The sequence below is a fragment of the Streptacidiphilus sp. PB12-B1b genome (assembly GCF_014084125.1).
Taxonomy (GTDB): Bacteria; Actinomycetota; Actinomycetes; order Streptomycetales; family Streptomycetaceae; genus Streptacidiphilus.
Window position 1 is genome coordinate 5,308,541 of record NZ_CP048405.1, and the last position, 24,839, is coordinate 5,333,379.

The following is a 24,839-nucleotide window of genomic DNA, read 5'->3' on the forward strand; positions in this document are numbered from 1 at the left end:
CGGCCCGAACCCACCGCACACCTCTCAGAGACAAAGGGGAGCACCACTCATGACCACCTCACCGTTCCACGTCATCGTGATCGGGGGCGGCACCGGCGGGATGGCCCTGGCCCACGGCCTGAAGCGGGCGGGGATCAGCGTCGCGGTCTACGAGCGCGACCGGACCCGCACCAGCGGGCTGCACGGCTACCGCGTCGGCATCGACCCGGACGGCAGCCGCTCGCTCAAGAAGCTCCTGCCGCCCGAGCTGTACGACACCTTCGTCGCCACCTGCGCCCGCGAGCCCCGCTACTTCATCATGCTCACCGAGAAGCTGAAGACCAGCATCGAGCTCCCGCTGCGGCAGGCCGAGGACGACGTCAACGGCGAGAAGTCGGTCAGCCGGATGACGCTGCGCCAGGTGCTGTTCACCGGCATGGAGGACGTCGTCGAGTTCGACAAGGAGTTCACCCACTACGAGCAGCGCCCAGACGGCCGGGTGACCGCCTTCTTCGCGGACGGCACGCACGCCGAGGGCGACCTGCTGGTCGCCGCCGACGGCGCGTCCTCGCGGGTGCGCCGGCAGTACCTCCCGCACGCCGGCGTCGAGGACGCCAAGATCATCTCCATCACGGCCAAGGTCCCGATCACCCCCAAGACCAAGAAGCTGCTGCCGGAGAACGTCTTCAACGGCATCGGGCTGGTGCTCGGCCCCAAGGGCGGGACCTGCATCCTGCACACCATGGAGTTCCCCTGGGGCGCCGACGGCGAGCTGAAGAGCGGGATCGGCGGGAACGACGCGGACCTGATCGAGCACTGGCCCGGCATGCTGTTCGACAACACCCGGGACTACATCAACTGGGGCTTCTGGGCCTCCACCGACAAGTTCCCCGCCGACGTGATGAAGATGCGGGGGGAGGACCTGATCGAGCTGGTGCTGAAGATGACCCCCACCTGGAGCAAGGACCTGCGCACCCTGTTCGGCCTGGGCGACCCCAGCACCTGCTTCCCGATCAACATCCGCACCTCGGTGCCGATCCCGCAGTGGGAGGCCAGCACGGTCACGCTGCTCGGCGACGCCATCCACACCATGACGCCCGGTCAGGGCGTGGGCGCCAACACCGCGCTCCGCGACGCCGCCCTGATCACCAAGAACCTCGTCGCGTTCCGCGACGGCCGGTCCACGCTGCTCGACGCGGTGCGGGACTACGAGACCAAGATGGTCAAGTACGGCTTCGAGGCGGTCATCGAGTCCAAGAAGCAGACCAGCGGCGACCAGCCGGTGCACAAGCCGTACATCGGCCGGCTGGCCCTCGCCGGGATGCGGGCCTTCCTCTTCGTGGCGGCGCGGGTGCCGTCGATGAAGCGGAAGATGGCCGAGGACATCTACATCTACCGCGGCGGCGACCGCGAGGACTGAGTGCGCGGCCGCCCACCCCGCGTAGAGTTGTCCACCTTATGCAACACCGTTAATTCCCAACGCAGTTAAGGAGCCACTGCCCATGGATCTGGGTCTGAAGGACAGGCGCGTCCTGATCACCGGAGCCACCCGGGGGATCGGCCGGGCCACCGCCAAGGCCTTCGCCGAGGAGGGCGCGTCCGTCGCCATCACCTACCACTCCGCCGAGGACGACGCCAAGAGCGTGGTCGAGGAGCTCGGCGGATCCCAGCGGGCCTCCGCGCACCGGCTCGACCTGTACGACCACGAGTCGGTCACCTCGGCGGTCGCCGCCGTGGAGGAGCGCTGGGGCGGCATCGACGTGGTCGTCGCCAACGCCCAGACCTTCAGCTGGGTCGACCCCAACCAGCTGCCGCACTTCGAGAACCTCTCGGTGGACGACTGGTTCCCGCAGCTGCGCGCCAACGTCGAGGGCCACATGCTGACGGTCCGCAGCGCGCTGGGCGGCATGCGCGAGCGCGGCTGGGGGCGCGTGGTGCTGCTGTCCTCGGTCACCGCCGACCACGGCAGCCCGGGCTCGGAGATCTACAGCGCCGCCAAGGCGGCCCTGCACGGCTTCGCCCGCGGCCTGATGTGGACCCGGGACGGCATCCTCGCCAACGTGGTGGCTCCCGGCGGCACGCTCACCGAGAGCCTGGAGGCGGTCGACCCGGAGATCATCGCCCGCAGCGCCCAGGACACCCCGAGCGGGCGGCTGAGCACGGCGGACGACGTGGCCCGCCTGATCGTCTTCCTCTGCTCGGAGGCCAACGGCAACGTCAACGGCGAGGTCGTGCACACGGCCGGCGGCCGCTGACACGCCGACGCGAGAGCGGCCCCGGGCGACGCCGTCGGCGTCGCCCGGGGCCGCTGCCGTCCGGCAGGGCCCGGGGCCGGGCTACTCGCGGGCGGCCTTCCTGATCGACCACTCGGCGATCCGCAGCGACAGCTCCACGCCCTCGGTGGCGTACTCGACCATGGCCTTCTGGTACTCGGCCACCGCCTCCGCCAGCTCCCGCTCCCCGCGGGCGACGGCGGCCAGCGCCGAGCTGAGCGCCTCCGCGTCGCGGATCGCGGTGTTGGCCCCGACCCCGCCCGAGGGCGGCATGGTGTGCGCGGCGTCGCCGAGCGGGACGACCGGGCCGGTCTCCCACGGCTCGACCGGCCGGGTGGCCCGCAGCGCCACCGCGAAAGTCTCCTCGGGCTGGGCGTGGAGGAAGATCCCGCGCAGCTCCGGGTGCCAGTCCGAGGTGCGGTCCACCACCAGCCGGCACAGCTGCTCGCCGTCGAGCGCGAAGAAGGCCGCGTCGTCCAGGCCGAGGTCGGCCAGGTGCACGTTGAAGACCGACATGTAGTAGTCGCCGGTGTCCACCAGGCCGGCCTCCGGCCACTGCCGGGCGGCCTCGGACGGCGGGGTGCGGAAGGTCATCGGCATCAGCCCGAGGTGGTGCCCGTCGGTGCCGATCACGTAGCTGAACCGGTCCCGGAGCGCCTCCGGCAGCCCCGCGCCGAGCGCCGCCTCCCGGGGGATCCGGGAGAACACCGTCCGCACCCCGAGGTCCTCCGGCAGGTCGGACGGGCGCAGCTGGGCGCGGACCCGGGAGTTGGCCCCGTCGGCGGCGACCAGCACGTCGCCGGTCTCGGTGCTGCCGTCCTCGAAGTACGCGGTGACCCGGCCGTCGGCCCCGGTCCCGCAGCGCTGGAAGTTCCGGCCGAACCGGACGGTGTCGCCCAGCCCGGTCAGCAGGATCCGGCGCAGCGTCACCCGGTCGACCGCGTCCACCTTGTCGGGGGAGCCGGAGCGAGGGTCCTCGAAGCTCGGGGCCCACTGCTCGACCAGGTGTTCGTCGTAGGCGGCCAGGCCGCTGTCGTCGCGCTCGTTGGAGGTGGCCACCAGCAGCTGCTGCAGCCGGGGCGGCAGGCAGGCGCGCAGCCCGCGCTCCCCTTCGGGGCTGATCCGCAGCCGGTACCCCTGGCGGCGGCCGTCGGCGGACGCGTCCCGCTCGAAGACGGCCACGTCGACCCCGGCCTGGCGCAGCCCCTGGGCGAGGCACAGGCCGCCGATGCCGCCGCCGACGACGAGGACCCGCAGGGGTGGTGGGCTGGTCCGCTTGCTCATCGACACCTTCTCCTTAGACCGACCGGCACATGGGGCGGGCTGCCACCGTGCGGCCGCCCGCTCGGAAAGCGCTGGAGCCGGTCTTGAGGCGGCGTACCGGGCGCGCCCGCGTGCCCGTGCACACCGCCTTGAGCTGTCCTCGATCCGGCCCTGCGATCGTTCCGCCGACGACCCGCCGGGCCCGGCCGGCGGCGCGAGCAACGATCGGGACGGTGGCATGGACGTCGACGAGGGCACCGACACGCGGACCGCCCTGCCCTTCCGCGTGATCCTGCGCATGGAGGTCAGGGCAGAGCTGGCACAGCAGTTCGAGCAGGTCTGGCTGGAGGTGGGGGCGCTCATCGCCGAGGAGCCGGCCAACCTGGCCCAGGCGCTCGTCCGCAGCGTCGAGGAGCAGGGCGTCTACTACGTCATCACCGACTGGCGCAGCAAGGCCCAGTTCCACACGTTCGAGCACAGCGCGGCCCATGTGGAGCACCGGCGGCGGCTGAAGCCCTTCCGCACCGGCGGCGGGATGTCGCTGACCGAGGTCGTGTACCAGCTGCCGGGCGCCGGGGCGGCGCTCGCCCGGGCATGAGCCCGACCCACCGTCCGCCCCGGCCCCGCAGCAGCGGCCCGGGGCACCACCACGACCTAGGAGAGTCATGAGCACCACGGAGATCGGCTTCATCGGCCTCGGCAACATGGGCGGCGGCATGGCCCACTGCCTGATCGGGGCCGGATACACGCTCAGCGTCCACAACCGCACCGCGCGCAAGGCGGAGCCGCTGGTCGCGCTGGGCGCCCGGAGCGCCCCCGACGCGGCCTCGGCGGCCCGGGGGCAGCGGGTGGTGCTGCTCAGCCTGAGCGACGAGGCGGCGGTCGAGGAGGTCCTCTTCCGGCAGCTGGTCCCGGTCCTGGAGCCGGGCGCGCTGGTGGTGGACACCTCCACGGTCTCCCCCGGCTACGCCCGGTCGGCCGCGGCCCGGCTCCAGGCGCTGGGACTGCGCCGGGTCGAGGCCTGCGTGGTCGGCAACCCGTTCCAGGCGCGGGCGGGAGAGCTGCGGGTCTACGTGTCCGGCGCGGAGGCCGACGTCGAGGAGGTGCGCGGGATCCTGGACACCATCGGCTCGGAGGTCGTGCCGACCGGCGCGCCCGGCACCGCCACCACCGTGAAGCTGATCTTCAACCTGCTGCTCGGCGCCCAGGTGGCCTCGCTGGCCGAGGCCGTCGCCTACGGGGTGGAGGCCGGGCTGGACCGGGACCAGCTGCTGTCCTCGATCGCCGGGAGCGGCTTCAGCTCGGTGGTGATGCGCTTCCGGGCCGAGCTGATGCGCAAGGGCAGCTACGAGCCGGCCTTCTTCCGCTCGGCGCTGATGGAGAAGGACCTGCGGCTGGCGGTGACCGCCGCCGGGGAGGCCGGGGTCGGGCTGCCGGTGCTGGAGGCCGTGCGGGAGCGCTTCGCCGGGGTGGTCGCGGCCGGCGACGGGGACAAGGACGCCTCCGTCATCGCCGAGCACGCGCACGCGCACGCGCAGCCGCCCGCGCACCGCTGACGCCCAGCGCACCGCTGACGCCCCGCGCAGCGCCGTCCGTCCCGCGGCTGCGCGAACGCACCGCCCACCGCGGCCCGAGCAGCATCCCGGCCGGGCCGCCGACGTCAATCTGGAGGAACCGTGTCGCTTCGCCTGTTCACCTCTGAGTCCGTCACCGAGGGCCACCCCGACAAGATCGCCGACCGGATCAGCGACTCCATCCTGGACGCGCTGCTCCGGCAGGACCCGGCCTCCCGGGTCGCGGTCGAGACTCTGATCACCACCGGCCAGGTGCACATCGCCGGGGAGGTCACCACCAGCGCCTACGCCGACATCGCCGCCCTGGTCCGGGAGGCGGTCCTGGACATCGGCTACGACTCCTCCGCCAAGGGCTTCGACGGGGCCTCCTGCGGGGTGTCGGTCTCCATCGGCGCGCAGTCCCCCGACATCGCCCAGGGCGTGAACGACGCCTACGAGGCCCGCCACGCCGCCCAGGAGCTGGGCAGCACCGACGAGTTGGACCAGCAGGGCGCCGGCGACCAGGGCCTGATGTTCGGCTACGCCTGCGACGACACGCCCGAGCTCATGCCGCTGCCGATAGCCCTGGCGCACCGCCTGGCCAGGCGCCTGTCCGAGGTGCGCAAGAACGGCACCATCCCGTACCTGCGCCCGGACGGCAAGACCCAGGTCACCATCGAGTACGACGGCGACCGGGCGGTGCGGCTGGACACCCTGGTGGTGTCCTCGCAGCACGCCCCCGGCATCGACCTGGACTCGCTGCTGACCCCGGACATCCGCGAGTCCGTGGTCGAGCCGGAGCTGCGGGCCCTGGCCGAGCAGGGCATCGAGCTGGTCACCGAGGGCTACCGGCTGCTGGTCAACCCGACCGGCCGGTTCGAGGTCGGCGGTCCGATGGGCGACGCCGGGCTGACCGGCCGCAAGATCATCGTGGACACCTACGGCGGCATGGCCCGGCACGGCGGCGGCGCCTTCTCCGGCAAGGACCCGTCCAAGGTCGACCGCTCCGCCGCGTACGCCATGCGCTGGGTCGCCAAGAACGTCGTCGCCGCGGGCCTGGCCCGCCGCTGCGAGGTCCAGGTCGCGTACGCCATCGGCAAGGCCGCCCCGGTCGGCCTGTTCGTGGAGACCTTCGGCACCGAGACCGTGCCGGTCGAGGCGATCCAGGCCGCCGTGCCCCAGGTGTTCGACCTGCGCCCGGCCGCGATCATCCGCGATCTGGACCTGCTGCGCCCGATCTACGCCCAGACCTCCGCCTACGGCCACTTCGGCCGGGAGCTGCCGGACCTCGCCTGGGAGCGCACCGACCGGGTGGAGAAGCTGCGCGCCGCCGTCCGGGGCTGACCGCCCCGGTGCCGGACCCGCCTGCGGGCGGGTCCGGCCGCACGGCCGAGGGCCCGCCGGCTCCGGCGCCGCTGCGGGCGGCGCGCGGAACCGGCGGGCCCGAACTGTCAGAGCAGGCCCATGCGCCGGGCGATGTCCGGCCCGGCCCAGCTGTCCGCGTCGGTCAGCAGCTGCTGGTTGAGCTCGGGGAAGGCGTCGAACGCCTCCAGCGCCGCCCGCGTCGGCAGCGCCCGGCTCACCAGGCTGCTTGCGGCCCGGCTCCTGGCCTGCCACTGCTCCAGCGGCTCGCCGAGGTCCAGCAGCCTGGTCGGCACCTGCTGGCCCAGCAGCAGGTAGTCGATGCCGAACAGCCCGAAGAAGGACGGCGCGACCCGGTTGGCCAGGTCCTGCACCAGCGCGTTGCGGCGGGACAGCGGCGCGCCGGCCGCGTAGAGGTCCAGCAGCGGCTGGAACCCGGAGACGTCGGCGGAGGCGTTGCACTCCTTCCAGAACGGCGTGTCCAGGCGGGTGTTGAACCGGTAGTGGATGCCCAGCAGCCAGCGGATGGCGTCCCAGTTCTGGCCGAGGCCGACGTTGAAGGCGTCCCGGGGCTGCGGGTCGGACCAGGAGGCCGGGAGCGTCGACACCAGGGTCAGCACCTCGGTGGCGATCATCAGCAGGCCGGTGGACTCCAGCGGCTCCACGAACCCGTAGGAGTTGCCGACCGCCACCACGTTGCCGCGCCAGGCCTTCTCGAACCGGCCGCTGCGGAACCGCACCTGCTTCGGCTCGCTGATGCCGGGGAAGCGCTTGGTGAACTCGTCCACGGCCTCGTCGTCGGAGATCGCCGACGAGGAGTAGACGTACCCGCGGTGGTCGTTCTCCCGGGTCGGGATGCGCCAGGTCCACCCGGCGTTCATGGTGGTGGCCTGGGTGTAGGGGACGATCTTGCCGCCGTGGTCGATGTTGCCGGTCACCGCGGAGTCGGTGAACAGGGTGCTGCCGAAGCTCTTGTAGGGCGTCTTCAGCGCCGTGCCCAGCAGCCGGGAGCGGAATCCGGTGCAGTCCACGTAGAGGTCGAAGGACAGCTCGCGGCCGTCGGTGGTGACCACGTGGTCGACCCACTCGTCGTCGCTGAGCACCACGTCGTCCAGGGTCGCCTCGACCTGGTGGATGCCGCGGCGCTCCGCGAGCTCGTGCAGGTAGGCGACCAGCCGGCCGTTGTCCAGGTGGTAGGCGAACGGCAGGTACTTCATCAGCGACAGCGGGCTGCCGTCCACGTCGTACACGGCCGCCCGGTCGGCCTGCATCATCGCCGAGCCCAGGGTCGAGCCGTTGATCGACCCGCCGGTGCGGATCGCCCCGACCAGGCCGACCGAGTCGGCGGACCAGTCGAAGGGGCCCATGAAGGCGTCCTTCCCGGGGCCCCAGTCGAACTTGATGCCCAGCTTCCAGGTCGGCCGCACCCGCTCGTACAGCTCGGCGGCGTCGATGCCCAGGTAGTGGTGCAGGAAGAGGGTGAAGTAGGAGACCGTCGCCTCGCCCACGCCGATGATGGGAATGGACTTGGACTCCATCAGCGTGACGTCCAGCCACGGCCGCTGCGCCTTCAGCGCCAGCGCGGTCAGGAAGCCGGCGGTGCCGCCGCCGATCACGCCGATCCGGCGGATGCCGCGCGGGTCGCCCTCCTCGGCCGGGCGCAGGTCGCTACCGGTCGCCGCCAGCGCGCCGAGCAGGGCCAGCGGGTCGGTCGCGCTGCCCTCCCTGCCCGGCAGCCAGTCCCTGACGCCTGCCGCGTCCTGCTCCGGGAAGGACTCCAGCAGCCTGTCCAGGGCGTTGCGTTCCTCCGGCCCCAGTCCACTGGCCAGAATCTTGTGGTCCATTCGGCACTCCCCATTCCCATCCGACTGCGGGGCGTCCCAGCCTGTCTGCGGGGACCTGCCCGCAGCAGTCTGATAAGGGCCGCTGGAGGCGGACTGGAACCGGGATGGAGGTCGTGCTCACCAGTCGAAGGTCTGCTCCCCGCGCCGGAACGTGCCGGTCGGGCCGCCGTCCGGCAGGGTGGCGGCGTCGGCGATGTCGCGGGCCGCCTCCTCGGCGGTGCGGGTCGCCCCCGGCATCATCCGGGTCCGGGTCGGCCCCGGGTTGACCGCGTTGACCAGCACCCCGGAGTCCAGGGTCTGCGCGGCCAGCATCTGGGTCAGCCCGTTGACGGCGGTCTTGGACACCGAGTAGCCCGGGCTGGACCGGAACAGGCCGTTGCTGAACGAGCCGGTGCCGCTGGAGACGAAGACCACCCGGCCCCAGCCCCGCGCCACCATGTCGGGCACGAAGGCCTGCGCGACCTGCCAGGCCCCGAGCAGGTTGACGGTCAGCGTCTGCCGCACCAGCTCCAGCGGGACGGTCAGCGGATCGGTCCCGCTGTCCAGCAGCACACCCGCGTTGGAGACCAGCACGTCGACCGGGCCGATCCGCTCCCGGGCCTGCTTGACGCTCTCCGCGTCCGTCACGTCCAGCGCCTGGCCGGTGGCGCCCGCGCCGAGCGCGGCGGCGGCCTCCGCCGCCTCCTCCCCGTGACGCGCCGTCAGCACCACCCGCAGGCCGCGCCCGTGCAGCTCCGCCGCCACGGCGCGGCCGAGGCCGCGGTTGGCTCCGGTGATCAGCACTGTCCGCTGCTGGGCCACTTGTTCCTCCTGGGGTGCACGCGCTCGTCCGCCGTCGGACCCATGCTGCCCGGCGCGGCTCGAATCCCGCTGGTGCAGGCGCCGCCGAGCAGAGCCGTTCGAGCACCGCGCGAGTCCAGCCGGAGACGCTGGGCGCACGAAGTGCCACAACTTCCCACCCTGGAGGGCACGATGACGGTGCTGCCAACCGCGCCACCGAAGAACGCCGAGGAGCTCGCCCGGGCCGTGGCCCGGGACGGAATCGAGTTCCTGCTGGTCATGTTCGTCAATCTGCAGGGCAAGCCCTGCGCGAAGCTGGCCCCCGTGCGCACCCTGGACCGGCTGCTGGCCGAGGGCCTGGGCTTCGCCGGGAACGCCGCCGACGGCCTCGGCCAGTCCTCGGCCGACCCCGACGTGGTGGCGATCCCCGACGTCACCTCGTACGTCAAGGCGCCGCTGCAGGAGGGCCTGGGCATCGTCCAGTGCGACCTCTACGTCCAGGGCGAGCCGTGGCCGTACGCGCCCCGCTGGATCCTGCGCCGCCAGCTCGAGCTGCTGGCCGAGCAGGGGCGGCAGTTGAAGGTCGGCGCCGAGCCCGAGTACTTCCTGGTGCGCCGGGCCGAGGACGGCTCGATCGCGGTCGCCGACGAGCTCGACACCGCCGACTCGCCCTGCTACGACGCCAATGCGGCGACCCGGGCCTTCGACCACCTCGCCACCGTCAGCCGGGCCGTCGACGCGCTGGGCTGGGAGAACTACTCCAACGACCACGAGGACGCCAACGGGCAGTTCGAGCACAACTTCGGCTACGCGGACGCGCTGCGCACCGCGGACCGGGTGGTGGTGTTCCGGCACCTCGCCAAGATGGCGGCGCACCGGGCCGGCCTGGTCGCCACCTTCATGCCCAAGCCGTTCACCCACCTCACCGGCAGCGGGCTGCACCTGCACGTCTCGCTGTGGGACCGGGACACCGACACCAGCCTGTTCGCCGATCCGGTCGACCCGAGGGGCATGGGCCTGTCGCAACTGGGCTACAGCTTCATCTCCGGGCTGCTGGAGCACGCCCCCGGCCTGATGGCGCTGACCTGTCCCACCGTCAACTCCTACAAGCGGCTGGGCGCGGGAGCTGACACCCAGTCACATTCCAGCTGGGCGCCGGGATACGCGAGCTACGGCGGGAACAACCGCACCCACCTGGTGCGGATCCCGGACGGCGGCCGGATCGAGATCCGCTGCGTCGACGGCGCGGCCAACCCGTACCTGGCGATCGCCGGGATCGCCGCCGCCGGCGCCGACGGGATGGCCCGGGGCGCGGACCCCGGCGACCCGGTCACCGGCGACCTGGAGGCCGCCGGCCTGCGGGCCGGGCTGCGCCCGCTGCCGCCCACGCTGCTGCACGCCGTGGACGAACTGGTCCGGGACGGGGTCCTGCGCGAGGGCCTGGGCAAGGTGCCGGGCGGCCTCTACGCGGACTACTTCGCCTCGGTCAAGCGGGCCGAGTTCAACGCGTTCCACCGCCAGGTCACCGGCTGGGAGCTGGACCGCTACCTGATGTTCTGACAGCGCCGCGCAACCGGTTCCGGCGCGCAGCGCGACCGTCCGGCCGCCACCCGAGCGGGTGGCGGCCGGACGTGTGCCCGCGGCGCCCATGCGGCCCCGCGCCGGGCGGGCTACGACGGCCCGGCGGGCAGCTCCTCGATCACCGAGACGCCCTGCGACCCGTCCGCGCGGCGCCACGCCTCCCGCAGCCGGATCCGCCGGTCCGCCAGCAGCTCCGGGGTGCTGACGCACTCCCCGGAGACCACCTGGCCGTCCGTCATGACCTGGCTGTAGGCCAGGGTCAGCACCCCGTCCGGGGCGCACCGGCCCACCAGGCGGCCGGTGCGCACCGCGCCGCCGGAGAACTCGGCCCAGACCAGATCGGCCTGCTGGTGGTAGTGGCCGACCGGGGTGGCCCCGGCGGCGGCGGTCTGCGCCGAGACGGAACGGAAGCGCCGCCCGTCGTAGTCGAACGCCCCGCACCACCGCAGGGCCTCGGCCGAGCCGTCCGGTTCGGCCGCCCCGGTCGTCATCGGGGCTCCGGGGAGACGTTGTAGTTCGACCGGAAGAAGTTGTCCGGGTCGACCCGCTGCTTGAGGGCGGCGAGCCGGCCGTAGGACTCCGGCCCGAAGGTGCGCAGCGCGCGCTCCGGACCGGCCGCACCGCTGTCGCCCACGTAGTTGATGTAGCCGTCCCCCCAGCGCCCGTAGGGTTCGGCGACGGCGGCCACCGACTTGGCCCAGGCGGTCTGCTGGGCGTCGGCCTCCGGGTGGCCGGGATCCCAGATCGCCATTCCGGTGACGTTGAACCGGGCCGAGCGGAAGGGGACGGCGCTGCGGGCCGGGTCCGCCGAGCGGACCGCGCCGTGGATCGGCTCGATCAGCACGGTGTCGTTGAAGGGGTCGGTGATCAGGCCCTCGCGGAAGCGGTCCACGATGCCGTCCACCAGCTCGCCGGGCAGGCCGTCCACGCAGCGCGCGCTCCAGTAGTGGCGCAGCCCGAAGGGCAGCCGCCCCAGGCACAGCTGCATGGAGACGTAGCTGCGCTCCTCGATCCGCCAGTCGATCGGCTCGAGCCGGCGCAGGGCCTTGTCCAGCACGGCCGGGTACTCGGGGTCGTCGCCGGAGTAGCAGACGCTCATCACCGCGGCCGGCCCCTGCGCCGGTCCGTAGCGCTCCAGCAGCAGGGTGCAGGTGAGGTCGTCCGGCGCGTCGGTCATCAGGTCGCGGAACAGCCGGACGGCCTCGGCCAGGTCGGCGCCGGAGTAGGCGACGAAGCCGCCGTAGACGCGGTCCACCGGGTGCAGCCGGAAGGTGAACCCGGTGACCACGCCGAAGTTGTGCCCGGCGCCGCGCAGGGCCCAGTCCAGATCGGGGTCGCTCGCCGGGCCCACCTCGGTCCGCTCCCCGTCGGCGGTGACCAGGGTGTAGGACTCGACGTTGTCGCAGGAGAGGCCGTGACGGCCCATCAGGTGCCCGATGCCGCCGCCGAGGGTGAGCCCGCCCACGCCGGTGTCGTCGAAGGTGCCGCCGGTGACGGCCAGCCCGTAGGTGCCCGCGGCCAGGTCGAACCCGGCCCAGGTCGCGCCGCCGCCGGAGCGGGCGAGCCGGCGGACCGGGTCCACGACGACCCGGTCGAGCAGCCGCAGATCGACCACCAGCCCGTCGTCGAGCGATCCGGAGCCGGCGATGTTGTGGCCGCCGCCGCGGATCGCGGTGGGCAGGCCGTGCTCCCGGGCGGCCCGGATCACCCGCTGCACCTCCGCGGTGTCGCGCGGCAGGCAGATCAGCCGGGGCCTGCGGTCGTGCATCCCGTTGAAGAGCAGCCGCACCCGGTCGTACGCGGGGTGCCCGGGGGTGATCACCCGGTCCGGGCAGATGGTCTCCAGGGCCTCGCGGGCGCCGGCAGTCATGTGCGTCCTCCTTCGGGTATCGGGATCGGTCGGACCCGCTCAGACTCGGGCGCGGCCTCGGCCTCGGGCTGCGGCGGCTCGGCGCCGAGCCGGCGCAGCAGTTCGGCCGCGGCGTCGGCGCCGGCGGCCAGCGTGGTCTTGGCGGAGCCGCCGCTGCCGCCGGTGAAGGTGTACACCCGGCCCTCGCCGGTCGGCAGGGCGTGCAGCGCCAGCCGCCCCTCGGTGCTGTAGGCGTCGGCCGCGGCGATGTAGCGGTGCGGCGCCCCGAGCCGGAGCCCGGGCAGCGTGGCGGCGATGGCCGGCCGGACCGCCCGCTCCTCGCGGTCCAGGAACACCCGGGTGCCGGGCTCGCAGTCCCAGCGCTCGGTGGGCAGCCCGAACAGCATCTGTCCGGGGCCGGCCGGGCGGCCGTAGAGGCCGCTGTTCTCGTCCACGAAGGCGGGCGGCCGGTCGCCGCCGACGCTGTAGACCGCGCACTGGATGACCTTGGTGCGCAGCCCCGCCGCGGGCAGTCCGAGCTCGGCGAGCAGCGGGCCGGTCCAGGCGCCGGTGGCCAGGACCACGGCGTCCGCGCCGGTCCAGGCGCCGTCGGTGCGGTACTGGACGCCGCCCGGTGCGGGCCGCAGGCCGCGCAGCGGGCCGAGGTCCAGCACGCCGCCGCGGGCGGCGAAGTCGGCCCGGGCCCGGGTGCGCAGCTGCTCCGGGGAGAAGTAGCCGGCCTGCCGCTCCAGCACGGCGGTGGCCCCGGCCGGGAGCCCGGCCAGGCCGTACCTGGCCTCCAGCTCGCCGCGGTCCAGCACCGAGACCGAGCCGGGCATCCGCCGTTCGAGCGCCGCGACGCGGTCCGGCGGCGGCGCGGTGCCGAGGATGTACAGCGAGCCGACCGCGCGGTAGCCGGCCCACTGCCGGAGCAGGGCGCTGGAGCCCAGCTCCTCCAGGCTGCGCTGGGCCTGCCCGGCGAGGTCCGGGTCCGGGTCGAAGCCGCGGATCAGCCCGCCGGAGGCGTGGGTGGCGTCGCGCGCCCCGGCCCCGCCGGTGAGCAGGACGACCTCCAGTCCGGGGTGGCGTACCAGGCGCCAGGCGAGCAGCATCCCGGCGATGCCCGCGCCGACCACGCAGACCCTCACCGGACGACCGCCCCGGCGGCGCCGGTGAGGACCTCCAGCAGTCCGTCCCCGCCCGCCGCCGCGGCGCCGGTGCCCAGGAGGCAGCGGGCGGCCAGGGCGGCGTCGAAGTGCTCCAGGGTCAGGGCGTGTTCGGCGCGGGCCAGTTCGGCCGGGTCGGGCTCGGCGGCGGCCGCCCGGCCGGCCGCCCAGGCGGCGGTGGCGGCCCGGTAGCGCTCCCAGGTGAAGTTGGTCGGGCGCGGCGAGGGACGGTCCCAGGTCAGGAAGGCCCGGACGTCCGCCGGGTCCTCCTGGTCCAGCAGTTCGTGCGCCCAGACGGCGTGGTTGCGGCTGGTGGAGAACTTGGCGCCGTCCAGCCGGTAGAACTCGTTGACCACGAGGCCGCCGAAGACCTCCGGCGGCAGCCCGGCCGCCGCGAACAGCGCCGGGAACAGGGCCAGGTAGTAGAAGGCGTTGTCGAGGCCGAGGAAGGCCCACAGCGCGTCGACCCCGCGCCAGGCCGCGACGTGCTCGGCGAGTCCGGTGGCCCGGGGGGCCAGCCGCCGGCCGACCGTGTACAGGTAGCCGAGGCCCATCTCCCCCCAGACGTCGATCCGGTGGCCGGGGACGGAGGGCAGCGGGATGCCCCAGTCGGTGGGGTAGCTGAACGGCACGGTGGGCAGCTCGTCCCGCAGCAGCCGCCGGGCCAGCTCCCGTACCCGGGGCGGGAGCACGCCGCGGATCCAGGTGGCCTCCAGCACGGCGCGGTGGTCCTCCAGCCGGAGCACCGGCCCGCGTACGGTCCGGAGCCCGGTGGCGGGCCCGCCGCAGCGGGTGCAGCGCGGGTCGACCAGCGCGGACGCGGGGACGTAGCCGCCGCAGCCCTCGCAGGTGCCGCCGCCCGAGGGCTCGGCGCAGTGCGGGCAGCGCCCGGAGACGTAGGCGTGGTGCAGCACTCCGGGGCAGTCGGCGCAGACCGGGGTCTGCCACTCGGCCACGGGCAGTGCGCCGGAGGCCACCAGCTCGTCGAGGAAGCCCACCACCGCCGCCCGGTAGTCGGGGTCGGCCAGCGGCTCGGTGAAGCCGTCGTGCACCACGCCGACCCGGTCGAGGACGCCGCGGATCAGGTCGGCGTTGCGCTCGCGCAGCTCGTGCACGCCGACGCCCTCCTCGCGGGCCTTGGCGAGCACGTAGTTCTGGTGGTCGTCCAGGCCGCAGAGGGCGAAGACCTGCTCGCCGCGGCGGCGGGCGGCCCGTACCGCGATGTCGGCCGCCAGGTAGGGGCCGGAGAGGTGGCCGACGTGCAGCGGGCCGTTGGGCGTGGGCGGAGGGGAGAGCACCACGGTGGTGCCGGGAACGCGCTGCCCGGACGGCAGGGCGGGGTCAGCGGCCATCGGGGGCCTCCTCGGCGGCCCCGGGCTCCTCGGCCCCGGGCTCCTCGGCCCCGGGCTCCTCGGCCCCGGGCTCCTCGGCTCCGGGCCGCCCGTCCTCCGGCAGCCAGTAGATGCTGAGGATCCGCACCGGCTCGCTGCCGGCGGTGATCACGTGCCGCTCCCCCGGCCGCAGCAGCACCGCGGTGCCGGCCGGGGCGGCCGTGTCCCGGCCGTCCACGGTGAAGGTCGCGCTGCCGCCGACCACGACCGCCAGCTCCACCTCGGGGTGGCTGTCCACGACGCTGTGCGAGTCGGCCGGGACCTGGCACCACATGGCGTTGAACGGGAGGCCGCCGGTTCCCGCGTAGCGCTCCCAGCGTCCGATCTGGATTCCGTACTCGTCCGTGAGTTCTTTGTCGCCGATGGCGAAGGTCTGCACAGGTCCTCCCCTGTCCGTCCGGTCGAGCCGGGTCCGCCGCATGCTCGGGAGGGGGCCGGTCTCTCGGCGTCATCGTCGCGGCTCTCACTCGAAGCCCGCTCGACGGGAGGTTGGCGGCGGCCGGGCGCCGTGCCACCATCAGCGGCATGTCCACACAGACGCAGGTTGGTAGGCGCCCGGTGCAGTACAGCCCGCGAACGCTCACGGCGCTGACGGCAGATCAGGTCCGCGGCTGGACGGTGAAGCGCTACGGCGTTTCGGCGCTGCGGGACACCCCTCCGCCGGAGGTGCTGGAGTTCGCCCGGCGGGCGGTGGAGCGCTCGCTGCCGCCGGCCGACGGCGACGCCCCGGCGCACGGCTACAGCGTGGTGCACGAGGACGAGGACGGGTGCTACGTGGTGGTGGGCTGGTGGAGCCCCAACCGGGTCATCCTGCACTCGCGGACCTGGCTGGCCGAGTGGCAGGACCTGACCGCGCTGACCGAGGCCCCCGAGGGCGCCACGGCGTGCGTCTGGGAGCTGGTGGCGATGGGCCACGAGCGCGACGCCTGGGTGCGCCACGTGCTGCAGCCGGCCGAGCCCGACTACCCGGCCTACCTCGCCTCGACGGTCTCCGGGCGCTTCTGAGCCGGCCCCGGCCCGGCCGGACGTGCCGCTGCGGCCCCCGGGGGGAGCCGCAGCGGTAGGGGTTTCGCTCAGTGCGTTCGGGACGCGACGGCGCCGCCCTGGTAGGCGCCGAGGTTGGGGTCGGTGGCCGGGATCGGGTTGCCGAAGTAGTCGCGGCCCCCGTTCCCGGCGATCGGGGTGCCGGCGCCGAGCGCCGCCGAGCCGGTGCCGAGGCGGTAGCCCCCGGCGTCCGTGCGCGAGGTCGCCGTGCCCGGCGCGACCAGCAGCGGATTGGCCAGCACCGCGTGCGGGTCGACCGAGCCGGAGCCGGTGATGTCCTGGTAGGCGTTGTAGGCGTAGGTGTTGGCGGTGTCGGCGAGCGCCGAGCCGCCGGGCTGGCCGACGAAGATGTTGTCGGTGATCCGGAAGGTGGAGGCGCCCGAGGACTCCACCATGTTGGGCGTGGTGGGGTCGTAGAAGGTGTTGTTGTAGATCTGCGTGCCGGGCTCGTCCCCGCACAGCAGGGTGATCACCCCGAGGTAGCCGGGGCCGACGTCGTTCTGGCTGATGTTGTAGCGGAAGATGCCGCCGCTGGACGTGGTGCCCTCGGACGGGCAGCTGAACAGGGCCCCGCCGCCGTTGTCGTGGGACAGGTTGTACTGGTAGACGGTGCCGGTGTCGGCACCCTCGAAGTCGAAGGCCATGGCCGGGTAGACGCCGTGGGAGACGTCGTTGTACTGGAACACGCTGTCGTCCGAGTTCCAGGCGTACGCACCGACGTTGTAGTCGGTGGAGCGCTCGTTGTAGCCGTCGATGACGTTGTGCTCCACCAGCGCGTGCTCGCCGTTGAACACCATGATCCCGTCGCCGCCGACGTCGGTGACCTGGTTGCCCGCGATCAGCACCCGGGTGTTGGGCGCGAACGAGGCGCCCGGGCCGGTGGGGTTGACGGATCGTTTCTGCCAGCCGGAGACGATCCCGATGCCGGTGCGGTCGACGTCCGTCACGGTGTTGTTCCGGACGTCGATCCCGGCGAAGCCGGTCGGCTCGGCGGTGCCGCCCGCCTCGAAGATGATGCCGCCGCTCGGGTCCGGGTAGCGGTCGTCGCTGCCGTTGACCCCGTGCACGTTCAGTCCGGTCAGCTTGTAGTGCGTCCCGGTTCCGTAGTCCGTGAGCAGCACGTACACCCCGACCCGCTGCTGTCCGGCGGTCGGGGCCGGGCCGGTGTCCGTGACGTCGAGGCCGGTCAGGTCGTAGCCCTGGACGTTGTGCAGCAGGATGGCGGCGGTGGCGCCCTGGCCGTCGATCTGCGCCCTGCCCGTGCCGTAGGAGTCGAGGGTGATCGGCTGCGCCGCCGTCCCCGACCCCTGCGGCGCCAGCGTGCCGTCGCAGGTGACGCCGCCGCGGAAGCGCACCGTGTCGCCGGGCCGGAGCACCGTCGCGTCGACCCGGGTGAAGCTGTGCCAGGCGGTCGTCGGGCTGGTCCCCGCCGCGGTGTCGCTGCCCCCTGAGCAGTCGACGTAGTACGTCGCGGGGCCGCTCGCGGCTGCGGTGCCGGCGCCTGCGATCAGCAGTGCGAGGGTGGTGGCCAGCCCGGCGAACGTACGCTGGAGCCTCGGTCTTGGCATGTTTACCCCTCCAGGCGCGCGGTATCCCCCCGCTTGCCCTTTTCGGTCAGTGGTTGAGTGCTGGCCGGATAGTGACGGCAATCGCTCGCGGGAGCCTGGTGGCCCGTTCGAGACGCGCTCGAGCGGCGCTGGAGTGATCGTTGGGATCCTGGTCTCCCCCCGTCCCGCAGGAGCCCTTTGCATGCGTATGACCTGCAGTCCGTTGATCCCGGTCGGCGCCGGTCCCTGACCGGGCCGGTGCCCGGCGGCCCGGCCGGGCCGCCCCGGACAGAGTAATGATCAAGCCATGACAACAGCCTCGATCGGCACTCCGACGGGTTTCGAGTGATCCCCGCGACCATGCCGCACCCGCCGGACGTCCGGCATCCGGGGGTGTGGGGGGAGGCGCGGGCCGAGGTCCCTGCCGGGCGGTGCGGACCGGTCGACGACCGGGCCCGCGAACCGGCCGGGAACGACCTCCGCACGCGCCGCCGACCCTGTTCGCCGGAGGGCCCAGCGCCCTCGTCCCGTCTCACAAGGCCCTTGGAGGTCTCCCACCATGACCCGTAAGCAACCAGCAGGAACCGGGCGCCGACTGCGCTGGCTGGTCCCGCTGCTCCTGATCGTCGCGTGGCTGGTGATCGGCAGCGGGACGGGCTCCTACGAGGGCAAGCTCGGCTCGGTGGCCACCAACGACGGCGCGGCCTACCTGCCCGGGAGCGCCGAATCGGTCAAGGCCGCCCAGCTCCAGTCCGGCTTCTCCGACGACAAGACGTACCCCGCGGTCGTGGTCTACCAGCGCGCCTCCGGCATCACCGCCGCGGACCGCGCGGCGGTGCAGGCCGACGCTGCCGCCGCCGCCAAGCTGCCGCAACTCGTGGGCCGGGTCAGCCCGGTGACCGCCTCGGCCGACGGCAAGGCGCTGACGTTCACGGTGCCCATCGTGGACCGCAGCAGCCCGCTCCAGGACGCGGTGAAGGCCCTGCGCGCCCGGGTCGGCAGCCATCCCGGGCTGTCCGGCCACGTCACCGGCGAGGGCGGCCTCTATGCCGACTTCGGCGGCGCGTTCAGCGACATCGACGGCCAACTGCTGCTGGTCGCGGTCGGGTTGGTGATCCTGGTGCTGCTGCTGGTCTACCGCAGCCCCTCGCTGCCGTTCCTGGTGCTGATCGGGGTGGCCTTCGCCAGCAGCATCGCCGCCGCCGTCGTCTACGCCCTCACCGACAAGGGCTGGATCACCCTCACCGGCCAGAGCGAGGGCGTGCTCTCGGTGCTGGTGGTCGGCGCGACCACGGACTACTCGCTGCTGCTGATCAGCCGCTACCAGGAGGAGCTGCGCCGCCACGCCAACAAGTACGACGCACTGGCCAAGGCCTGGCGCGCGGTGCTGTGGCCGGTCCTGGCCTCCGGCTCCACGGTGATCCTGGCCGTGCTCTGCCTGCTCGTCAGCGACCTCAACAGCAACCGCAGCATGGGACCGGTCGCCGCGCTCGGCATCGCCGCCTCGCTGCTGGCCGGGCTCACCTTCATGCCGGCCGTCCTGGCGCTGATGGGGCGCGCCGCGTTCTGGCCGTTCCGCCCGGCCTACGGCAGCGACGAGCGCACCGAGCACGGCTTCTGGGGACGGGTGGCGGCCTTCGTCGGCCGTCGGCAGCGGCTGGTGTGGGTGGCGTCCGGGCTGCTGCTGGTCATCGCGGCGGCGTTCACCACCCAGTTCCGGGCGTCGGGGCTGGCCCTGTCCGACAGCTTCGACCGGACGACCGACAGCGCGGTCGGCCAGACCGTGCTGAGCGCGCACTTCCCCGGCGGCGCGGGCACCCCGGTGTTCGTGATCGCCGAGGCCGCCGCCGCCCCCGAGGTGGTGCAGACCCTGCACGGGATCCACGGCATCACCTCGGTGGCGCCGTACACCGGCGGGAGCGCCGGCGCCGCTCCCAAGGTGGTCGACGGCCGGGTCGAGGTCGACGCGGTGCTGTCGTCGACCCCGGACGGCCCGGCCGCCATCTCGGAGGTGCGGCAGCTGCGGGCCGCGGTGCACCGGCTGCCCGGGGCGAACGCGGAGGTCGGCGGGTACACCGCGACCAACATCGACACCCGGGACTCCGGCACCCGTGACCTCAAGCTGGTCATCCCGCTGGTGCTGCTGGTCATCCTGATCGTGCTGGTGCTGCTGCTGCGGGCGCTGGTCATGCCGCTGCTGCTGGTCGGCACCGTGGTGCTCTCCTACGCCGCCACCATGGGCGTGTCGGCCCTGGTGTTCAACCACGTGTTCGACTTCGCCGGGGCCGACCCGTCGGTCCCGCTGCTGGGATTCGTCTTCCTGGTGGCCTTCGGCGTCGACTACAACATCTTCCTGATGCACCGGGTGCGGGAGGAGTCCCTGTCCCTGGGCACCCGCCACGGCACGCTGGTGGCGCTGCGGGTCACCGGCGGCGTGATCACCTCCGCGGGCGTGGTGCTCGCCGCGACCTTCGCCGCGCTGTCGGTGGTGCCGATGGTCTCCATGGCCCAGCAGGCCTTCATCGTCGCCTTCGGCGTGCTGCTGGACACCGTCCTGGTGCGCTCGCTGCTGGTCCCGGCCCTGGCGCTGGAGCTCGACCGGAAGATCTGGTGGCCGTCCCGGACGGTCTTCGGGCCGCTCGGCTCCGGCGGCCGGGGCCCGGCCCAGCGGACCGAGCGTCCGCTCGTGGGCTGACCCGCTCCCCCGGGAACGCCACTGCGGCCCCGGTCCCCCTCGCGGGGGCCGGGGCCGCAGTGGTCCGTGCTGTGCCGGGTCAGGCCGCCTTGCGGGCGACCACCAGGGTGTCGTAGTCGCCCAGCGGGGTGACCTCGGTGCCGGCGAAGCCGGCGTGCTCCGCGTACTCCACGATCTCCGACGCGGGGTACTCCGAGCCGCCGTCGGTCACCAGCAGCATGTCCAGGCTGATCACCAGGTTCTCGGCGTGGTCCGGCTCGTCGTCCAGCATCCGGTCGTAGACCAGCAGCGCGCCGCCGGGCCGGACCGCGTCGAACGCCTTGTGCACCAGCGCGCTGCGCTGTTCCGGGTCCCAGTCGTGCAGCACGTGGCCGAGGATCACCACGTCGGCCGAGGGCAGCGGGTCGGTGAAGAAGCTGCCGCCGTGGAACTGCAGCTCGTCGCCCAGGCCCAGCTCCGCCTTCAGCTCCTTGGCGAAGGGCTCCATCGCCGGCAGGTCGAAGACGTGGGCGCTGAGGTGCGGCTGCGCCCGCTGGATCTGCGAGGCCAGGTTGCCCCGGGCGCCGCCGACGTCCAGCACCGACGTGTGGCCGGACCAGTCGAAGGCCTCGATCAGCTGGGCGCCGAGCACGTTGGTGAACGCGTCCATGCTGCCGATGAACTGGCGCAGGATCGCGGGGTTCCGGGTGACCTCGTCGAAGTCGCTGCCGGACTGCTGCTTGCCGCTGCGCAGCGCCTCCTCCAGCCGCCCCCAGGCGGGGTAGAGGTTGCGGCTGGAGCGGAACAGGAAGCCGCCCACGTAGGCTTCGCTGCCCCGGACCAGGTGCGCCTCGGCACCCGGCGCGTTGCTGTAGCGGCCGTCGGAGCGCTCCAGGATCTTCAGGGCCACCAGCAGGTCGAGGAAGTCACGCAGCCCCCGGCCGTGCAGGGACAGCCCCTCGCGGATCTCGTCCACCGTGGCCGATCCGCCCGGGGCCCCGTGCAGATGGGTGAACAGGTCCAGTTCCACTGCGGTCAGCAGTGCCTTGGCGTCGCAGAACGCGTTCCCGAGCCGGAGGATTCCGGCAGCCGTGCCGATGTCCGGGGCATTGGTCGTCATAGCGATGAGGCTCCTTCCAGGACGCCTGCCTGCAGGCGCCGTACCGGTCGGGGCGACGCTGTCAGCCGGACATGGAGCCGCCCTTGAAGCGGCCTCGAACAGCAGGCCACGGCGGGGGCCCGACCGGAATACCAGGGATCCTCAAGGCGCGATCGGTACCTCTTTCCACGTGCTGCGGACCTGGCCACCTCCTCCGCGCACCAGCGCGGTCCCATCCGGTCCGTACCTGCCGCACACGAGGCAGAGTTCATGATTCATGAGGGGAAACACATGTATGACGTGAACATCCCTGTGCTGATTGTGGGAGGTGGACCGGTTGGCCTGTCCACTGCCCTCTTCAGTGGGCGCCACGGGATCCGCACGATGGTGCTGGAGAAGCGAGACGCCACCTCCACTCTGCCCCGGGCCCCGGGCCTGCAGGCACGCACCCTGGAGCTGTTCCGGGCGGCCGGCATCCACGACGAGATCCGGGCCCTGGAGATGGGCGACTCCCACCCCTACTTCGAGGGCGGGATCATCCAGGTCAACACCTTCGCCGAGATCGACGACGCGGTCGTCCTGGAGTCGCCCTCGCTGGACGGCCCCACGGTCAGCCCGGAGCGGGTGATGGGCTGCGGCCAGGACCGCTACGAGCGGGTACTGGTCGACAAGGCCCGGGAGTTCGGCGCCGACGTGCGCTTCAACACCCAGCTGATCGAGTTCACCCAGGACGACGAGGGCGTCACCGCCGTCGCCGAGGACCTGGGCACCGGCAAGCGGTTCACCATCCGCGCGCAGTACCTGGTCGGCGCGGACGGCGCGGGCAGCAAGGTGCGCCGGATCCTCGGCGTGGAGCGGGTCGGCCGGGGCACCGTCTTCAACGCCCTCAGCATCTACTTCCGGGCGCCGGAGCTGGAGACCATCCTCAAGGGCCGCCGGTTCATCCTCTGCTACGCCAACGTCAACGGCACCCTGATGGGGCTGTCCCGGCTGCACGGCTGCGACCCGTACCTGGCCGCGCCGATCTACCACCCCGAGCGCGGCGAGAAGCCCGAGGACTTCACCGACGAGCGCTGCGAGGACATCGTGCGCACCGCCGCCGGCAAGGCGGACCTGGACGTCGAGGTGGTCGCCAAGGTGCCCTGGCAGGGGGCGCAGCTGGTCGCCGAGCGGTTCCGCGCCGACCGGGTGTTCCTGGCCGGCGACGCCGCCCACGTGCACCCGCCGGCCGGCGGGTTCGGCGCCAACACCGGCATCCACGACGCGCACAACCTCGCCTGGAAGCTGGCCGCCACGCTGCACGGGTGGGCCGGCGAGTCGCTGCTCGACACCTACGGCGCCGAGCGCCGGGCCGTGGGCGCGGCCATGGCGGAGCAGGCGATGGTGCGCAACCGGATCCGCCACGGCTACGCGACGGACGAGGACCGGGCGGCGATGGTCGACGACATCATCATCACCCTCGGCTACCGCTACTCCTCCTCGGCGATCAGCAGCGAGGGCACCGGTCCGGTGCTCACCCCGGAGCTGCAGCTGGTCGGCGAGCCCGGCACCCGTGCCCCGCACGTGTGGCTGAAGCGCGGCGAGGAGACCATCTCCACGATCGACCTCTTCTGGGACAGCTACGTGCTGCTCACCGACTCCGCCGGATCGGAGTGGGCCGCCGCGGCCACCCGCACCGCCAAGGAGCTCGGGGTGCCGCTGAAGACCCACGAGGTCGGCCCGGAGAGCGAGTTGCAGCCCCAGGACCGCGACTGGCACACGGCCTACGGGGTCGGCCCCGGCGGGGCGGTGCTGGTCCGGCCGGACGCCATCGTCACCTGGCGCAGCGCCGGCCCGGCCGAGGACCCGGCCGCCGTGCTCGCGGAGGCCGTCGCTCGCGCCGCGGGCCGGGTTCCGGCCACCACCGCCGCCCGCTGACGCACTCCGCGCACCACGGGGCGGCCGGTCCTGACCCACGGGACCGGCCGCCCCTTTGTCGACGCCGACTCCGGGCGCCGAGCCATGCGCTGCCACGGCACCAGGCCGTGGACGACCGTGAGACAGGAGCAACACAGATGACCACGAGCCAGGTAGCGTCCCTCTTCCTCGCCCTAGCCGCGGTGCTGGTGCTGGCCAGGCTGCTGGGCGCGGCCGCGAGAGCCATCGGCCAGCCGGCCGTCCTCGGCGAGATCCTGAGCGGCATCCTGGTGGGGCCGACGCTCTTCCACGGCGCCGTCTCCCACCTGCTGTTCCCGGTCGGGGTGCAGCCCTTCCTCACCGCGCTGGCCGATCTGGGCCTGGCGCTGTTCATGTTCCTCACCGGCGCCGAGCTGGAGCACGCCGTGGTGCGCGCGCAGGGGCGGGCCGCGGTCGGCGTGGCGGCGGGCTCGGTGCTGCTGCCGCTCGGGCTCGGCTGCCTGCTGGCGACCGACCTGTTCCAGCACCACCGGGTGGGCAGCGAGGCCGCCTTCGTGCTGTTCCTGGGCGCGGCCATGTCGGTGACGGCGTTCCCGGTGCTGGCGCGGATCCTCGGCGACCGGGGCATGCAGTACACCAGGATCGGCGGGACCGCGCTGGCCGCCGCCGCCCTCGCGGACGTCGCGGCCTGGCTGCTGCTGGCGGCCGTGGTCATGGTCTCCGGCGGCCCCGCGCAGTGGCGGCTGCTGCTTCTGCCGGTCTACCTGCTGGTGCTGATCGGCGCGGTCCGGCCGCTGCTGCGCCGACTGGTCACCGCCCGCAGGGCCACCGTGACCGGAGCCGACCCGGCCCTGCTCGCGGTGGTCCTGGGCGGCCTGATGCTGTCCTGCTGGGCCACGGAGTGGATGGGCCTGCAGTTCATCTTCGGCGCGTTCCTGTTCGGCGCCGTGCTGCCGCGCGGCACCTCCGGACAGGCCCCGGAGGCCGTCCTCAAGGGCCTGGGCAGCATCGGCGTGGTGTTCCTGCTGCCGGTCTTCTTCGTCATCGCGGGCCTCAAGGTCAACCTGTCCCACCTCGGCGGGGAGTCGCTCGGCGAGCTGGCGCTGATCCTGCTGACGGCCGTCGCCGGGAAGGCCCTGGGCGCGTTCGCCGGAGCCCGGCTGCAGGGCCTGCCGACGCAGGAGGCCAGGACCATGGCCACGCTGATGAACGCCCGCGGCCTGACCGAGCTGGTCATCCTCTCGGTGGGCCTGCAACTGGGCGTCCTGGACCAGTCCCTGTACTCGCTGATGGTCGTCATGGCGGTGCTGACCACCTTCATGACCGGACCGATCCTGCGCCTGGTGCACCCGGACGCGAGGACCGAGGAGGAGCTGCGGCCGGCCTCCGAGGCGGAGCACGCGGACGGCCTGACCGCCGCAGGGGCCGGCCGTACCGCGCCCGGCGCCTGACGCCACGCCAGCCGGGCGGGCGGGCGGGCACGGACGAGGCGGTCGGCACCCCACCGGGGTGGGGTGCCGACCGCCTCGTCCGCGTAC

At 73.3% G+C, this 24,839-nt stretch carries 20 protein-coding genes; 10 read left to right on the plus strand and 10 right to left on the minus strand.

The window, feature by feature from the left end:
- Positions 1-49: 49 nt before the first annotated feature.
- Together GXW83_RS23180 and GXW83_RS23185 are read left to right on the plus strand one after the other, a co-directional pair.
- Positions 50-1,399: an NAD(P)/FAD-dependent oxidoreductase gene (locus tag GXW83_RS23180; RefSeq protein WP_182444981.1), complete on the plus strand. Its 1,350-nt coding sequence runs from the start codon at positions 50-52 to the stop codon at positions 1,397-1,399.
- 82 nt (positions 1,400-1,481) lie between these two features.
- The gene (locus GXW83_RS23185) at positions 1,482-2,234 is read left to right on the plus strand and encodes an SDR family NAD(P)-dependent oxidoreductase (RefSeq protein WP_182444982.1); all 753 of its coding nucleotides are present in this window, start codon (positions 1,482-1,484) and stop codon (positions 2,232-2,234) included.
- A gap of 81 nt (positions 2,235-2,315) precedes the next feature.
- On the opposite strand, the gene GXW83_RS23190 is transcribed toward GXW83_RS23185, so the two are convergent.
- Positions 2,316-3,536 carry an NAD(P)/FAD-dependent oxidoreductase gene (locus tag GXW83_RS23190; protein ID WP_182444983.1) on the minus strand — a complete coding sequence of 407 codons (1,221 nt, stop codon included), beginning with the start codon at positions 3,534-3,536 and terminating at the stop codon, positions 2,316-2,318.
- 217 nt (positions 3,537-3,753) lie between these two features.
- On the opposite strand from GXW83_RS23190, the gene GXW83_RS23195 reads away from it, so the two are divergent.
- The 3 genes from GXW83_RS23195 to metK all read left to right on the plus strand — a co-directional run bounded on the left by GXW83_RS23195 (position 3,754) and on the right by metK (position 6,412).
- Positions 3,754-4,113: an antibiotic biosynthesis monooxygenase gene (locus GXW83_RS23195; protein WP_182444984.1), complete on the plus strand. Its 360-nt coding sequence runs from the start codon at positions 3,754-3,756 to the stop codon at positions 4,111-4,113.
- Positions 4,114-4,180: 67 nt separating this feature from the next.
- Positions 4,181-5,071: an NAD(P)-dependent oxidoreductase gene (locus GXW83_RS23200; protein ID WP_182444985.1), complete on the plus strand. Its 891-nt coding sequence runs from the start codon at positions 4,181-4,183 to the stop codon at positions 5,069-5,071.
- A gap of 120 nt (positions 5,072-5,191) precedes the next feature.
- The gene (metK, locus tag GXW83_RS23205; RefSeq protein ID WP_182444986.1) at positions 5,192-6,412 is read left to right on the plus strand and encodes a methionine adenosyltransferase; all 1,221 of its coding nucleotides are present in this window, start codon (positions 5,192-5,194) and stop codon (positions 6,410-6,412) included.
- 107 nt (positions 6,413-6,519) lie between these two features.
- Here the strand turns inward: metK and GXW83_RS23210 are convergent, their stop codons facing one another.
- Positions 6,520-8,274, minus strand: a complete 1,755-nt coding sequence (locus tag GXW83_RS23210) for a tryptophan halogenase family protein (RefSeq protein ID WP_182444987.1) — start codon at positions 8,272-8,274, stop codon at positions 6,520-6,522.
- 117 nt (positions 8,275-8,391) lie between these two features.
- Entirely contained in the window at positions 8,392-9,075 is a 684-nt protein-coding gene (locus tag GXW83_RS23215; protein ID WP_182444988.1) for an SDR family oxidoreductase, read from the minus strand.
- A gap of 171 nt (positions 9,076-9,246) precedes the next feature.
- Here GXW83_RS23215 and glnT point away from each other — a divergent pair, with 171 nt between their 5' ends.
- The gene (gene glnT, locus GXW83_RS23220; RefSeq protein WP_182444989.1) at positions 9,247-10,614 is read left to right on the plus strand and encodes a type III glutamate--ammonia ligase; all 1,368 of its coding nucleotides are present in this window, start codon (positions 9,247-9,249) and stop codon (positions 10,612-10,614) included.
- 110 nt (positions 10,615-10,724) lie between these two features.
- On the opposite strand, the gene GXW83_RS23225 is transcribed toward glnT, so the two are convergent.
- From GXW83_RS23225 to GXW83_RS23245, 5 genes are read right to left on the minus strand one after another with little or no spacing between them, the layout of a single operon-like run.
- A complete protein-coding gene (locus GXW83_RS23225; RefSeq protein WP_225447199.1) occupies positions 10,725-11,126 on the minus strand; it encodes a hypothetical protein in 402 nt (133 codons plus the stop codon).
- Positions 11,123-12,505 (minus strand): FAD-binding oxidoreductase, encoded by a 1,383-nt coding sequence (locus GXW83_RS23230; protein ID WP_182444990.1) that lies wholly within the window; start codon positions 12,503-12,505, stop codon positions 11,123-11,125. The genes GXW83_RS23225 and GXW83_RS23230 overlap by 4 nt, the downstream gene beginning before the upstream one ends.
- Complete coding sequence (locus GXW83_RS23235) at positions 12,502-13,632, minus strand: FAD-binding oxidoreductase (RefSeq protein WP_182444991.1); 1,131 nt, start codon at positions 13,630-13,632, stop codon at positions 12,502-12,504. The genes GXW83_RS23230 and GXW83_RS23235 overlap by 4 nt, the downstream gene beginning before the upstream one ends.
- Entirely contained in the window at positions 13,629-15,002 is a 1,374-nt protein-coding gene (locus tag GXW83_RS23240; protein ID WP_182447516.1) for a class I tRNA ligase family protein, read from the minus strand. The genes GXW83_RS23235 and GXW83_RS23240 overlap by 4 nt, the downstream gene beginning before the upstream one ends.
- Positions 14,992-15,420: a cupin domain-containing protein gene (locus tag GXW83_RS23245; RefSeq protein ID WP_225447200.1), complete on the minus strand. Its 429-nt coding sequence runs from the start codon at positions 15,418-15,420 to the stop codon at positions 14,992-14,994. The genes GXW83_RS23240 and GXW83_RS23245 overlap by 11 nt, the downstream gene beginning before the upstream one ends.
- Positions 15,421-15,566: 146 nt before the next feature.
- On the opposite strand from GXW83_RS23245, the gene GXW83_RS23250 reads away from it, so the two are divergent.
- A complete protein-coding gene (locus GXW83_RS23250; protein WP_182444992.1) occupies positions 15,567-16,046 on the plus strand; it encodes a hypothetical protein in 480 nt (159 codons plus the stop codon).
- Positions 16,047-16,114: 68 nt separating this feature from the next.
- Here GXW83_RS23250 and GXW83_RS23255 read toward each other — a convergent pair whose 3' ends face one another.
- Positions 16,115-17,653: a right-handed parallel beta-helix repeat-containing protein gene (locus tag GXW83_RS23255; RefSeq protein ID WP_182444993.1), complete on the minus strand. Its 1,539-nt coding sequence runs from the start codon at positions 17,651-17,653 to the stop codon at positions 16,115-16,117.
- Positions 17,654-18,191: 538 nt separating this feature from the next.
- Here GXW83_RS23255 and GXW83_RS23260 point away from each other — a divergent pair.
- On the plus strand, positions 18,192-20,327 hold the full coding sequence (locus tag GXW83_RS23260) for an MMPL family transporter (protein ID WP_182444994.1): 2,136 nt from the start codon (positions 18,192-18,194) through the stop codon (positions 20,325-20,327).
- Positions 20,328-20,406: 79 nt separating this feature from the next.
- Here the strand turns inward: GXW83_RS23260 and GXW83_RS23265 are convergent, their stop codons facing one another.
- A complete protein-coding gene (locus GXW83_RS23265; RefSeq protein WP_182444995.1) occupies positions 20,407-21,426 on the minus strand; it encodes a methyltransferase in 1,020 nt (339 codons plus the stop codon).
- A gap of 270 nt (positions 21,427-21,696) precedes the next feature.
- Here GXW83_RS23265 and GXW83_RS23270 point away from each other — a divergent pair, with 270 nt between their 5' ends.
- Positions 21,697-23,322, plus strand: coding sequence for an FAD-dependent monooxygenase (locus tag GXW83_RS23270; protein ID WP_182444996.1), 1,626 nt, complete (start codon positions 21,697-21,699; stop codon positions 23,320-23,322).
- A gap of 137 nt (positions 23,323-23,459) precedes the next feature.
- Positions 23,460-24,752 (plus strand): cation:proton antiporter, encoded by a 1,293-nt coding sequence (locus tag GXW83_RS23275; protein ID WP_182444997.1) that lies wholly within the window; start codon positions 23,460-23,462, stop codon positions 24,750-24,752.
- Positions 24,753-24,839 lie beyond the last annotated feature (87 nt).

Coding starts and splice junctions, on each gene's coding strand:
- GXW83_RS23230 (WP_182444990.1), bottom strand. CDS start 12,505: ATGACTGCCGGCGCCCGCGAGGCCCTGGAGACCATCTGCCCGGACCGG.
- GXW83_RS23190 (WP_182444983.1), bottom strand. CDS start 3,536: ATGAGCAAGCGGACCAGCCCACCACCCCTGCGGGTCCTCGTCGTCGGC.
- GXW83_RS23185 (WP_182444982.1), top strand. CDS start 1,482: ATGGATCTGGGTCTGAAGGACAGGCGCGTCCTGATCACCGGAGCCACC.
- glnT (WP_182444989.1), top strand. CDS start 9,247: ATGACGGTGCTGCCAACCGCGCCACCGAAGAACGCCGAGGAGCTCGCC.
- GXW83_RS23260 (WP_182444994.1), top strand. CDS start 18,192: ATGACCCGTAAGCAACCAGCAGGAACCGGGCGCCGACTGCGCTGGCTG.
- GXW83_RS23200 (WP_182444985.1), top strand. CDS start 4,181: ATGAGCACCACGGAGATCGGCTTCATCGGCCTCGGCAACATGGGCGGC.
- GXW83_RS23255 (WP_182444993.1), bottom strand. CDS start 17,653: ATGCCAAGACCGAGGCTCCAGCGTACGTTCGCCGGGCTGGCCACCACC.
- GXW83_RS23180 (WP_182444981.1), top strand. CDS start 50: ATGACCACCTCACCGTTCCACGTCATCGTGATCGGGGGCGGCACCGGC.
- GXW83_RS23270 (WP_182444996.1), top strand. CDS start 21,697: ATGTATGACGTGAACATCCCTGTGCTGATTGTGGGAGGTGGACCGGTT.
- GXW83_RS23275 (WP_182444997.1), top strand. CDS start 23,460: ATGACCACGAGCCAGGTAGCGTCCCTCTTCCTCGCCCTAGCCGCGGTG.
- GXW83_RS23195 (WP_182444984.1), top strand. CDS start 3,754: ATGGACGTCGACGAGGGCACCGACACGCGGACCGCCCTGCCCTTCCGC.
- GXW83_RS23265 (WP_182444995.1), bottom strand. CDS start 21,426: ATGACGACCAATGCCCCGGACATCGGCACGGCTGCCGGAATCCTCCGG.
- GXW83_RS23250 (WP_182444992.1), top strand. CDS start 15,567: ATGTCCACACAGACGCAGGTTGGTAGGCGCCCGGTGCAGTACAGCCCG.
- GXW83_RS23210 (WP_182444987.1), bottom strand. CDS start 8,274: ATGGACCACAAGATTCTGGCCAGTGGACTGGGGCCGGAGGAACGCAAC.
- GXW83_RS23225 (WP_225447199.1), bottom strand. CDS start 11,126: ATGACGACCGGGGCGGCCGAACCGGACGGCTCGGCCGAGGCCCTGCGG.
- GXW83_RS23240 (WP_182447516.1), bottom strand. CDS start 15,002: ATGGCCGCTGACCCCGCCCTGCCGTCCGGGCAGCGCGTTCCCGGCACC.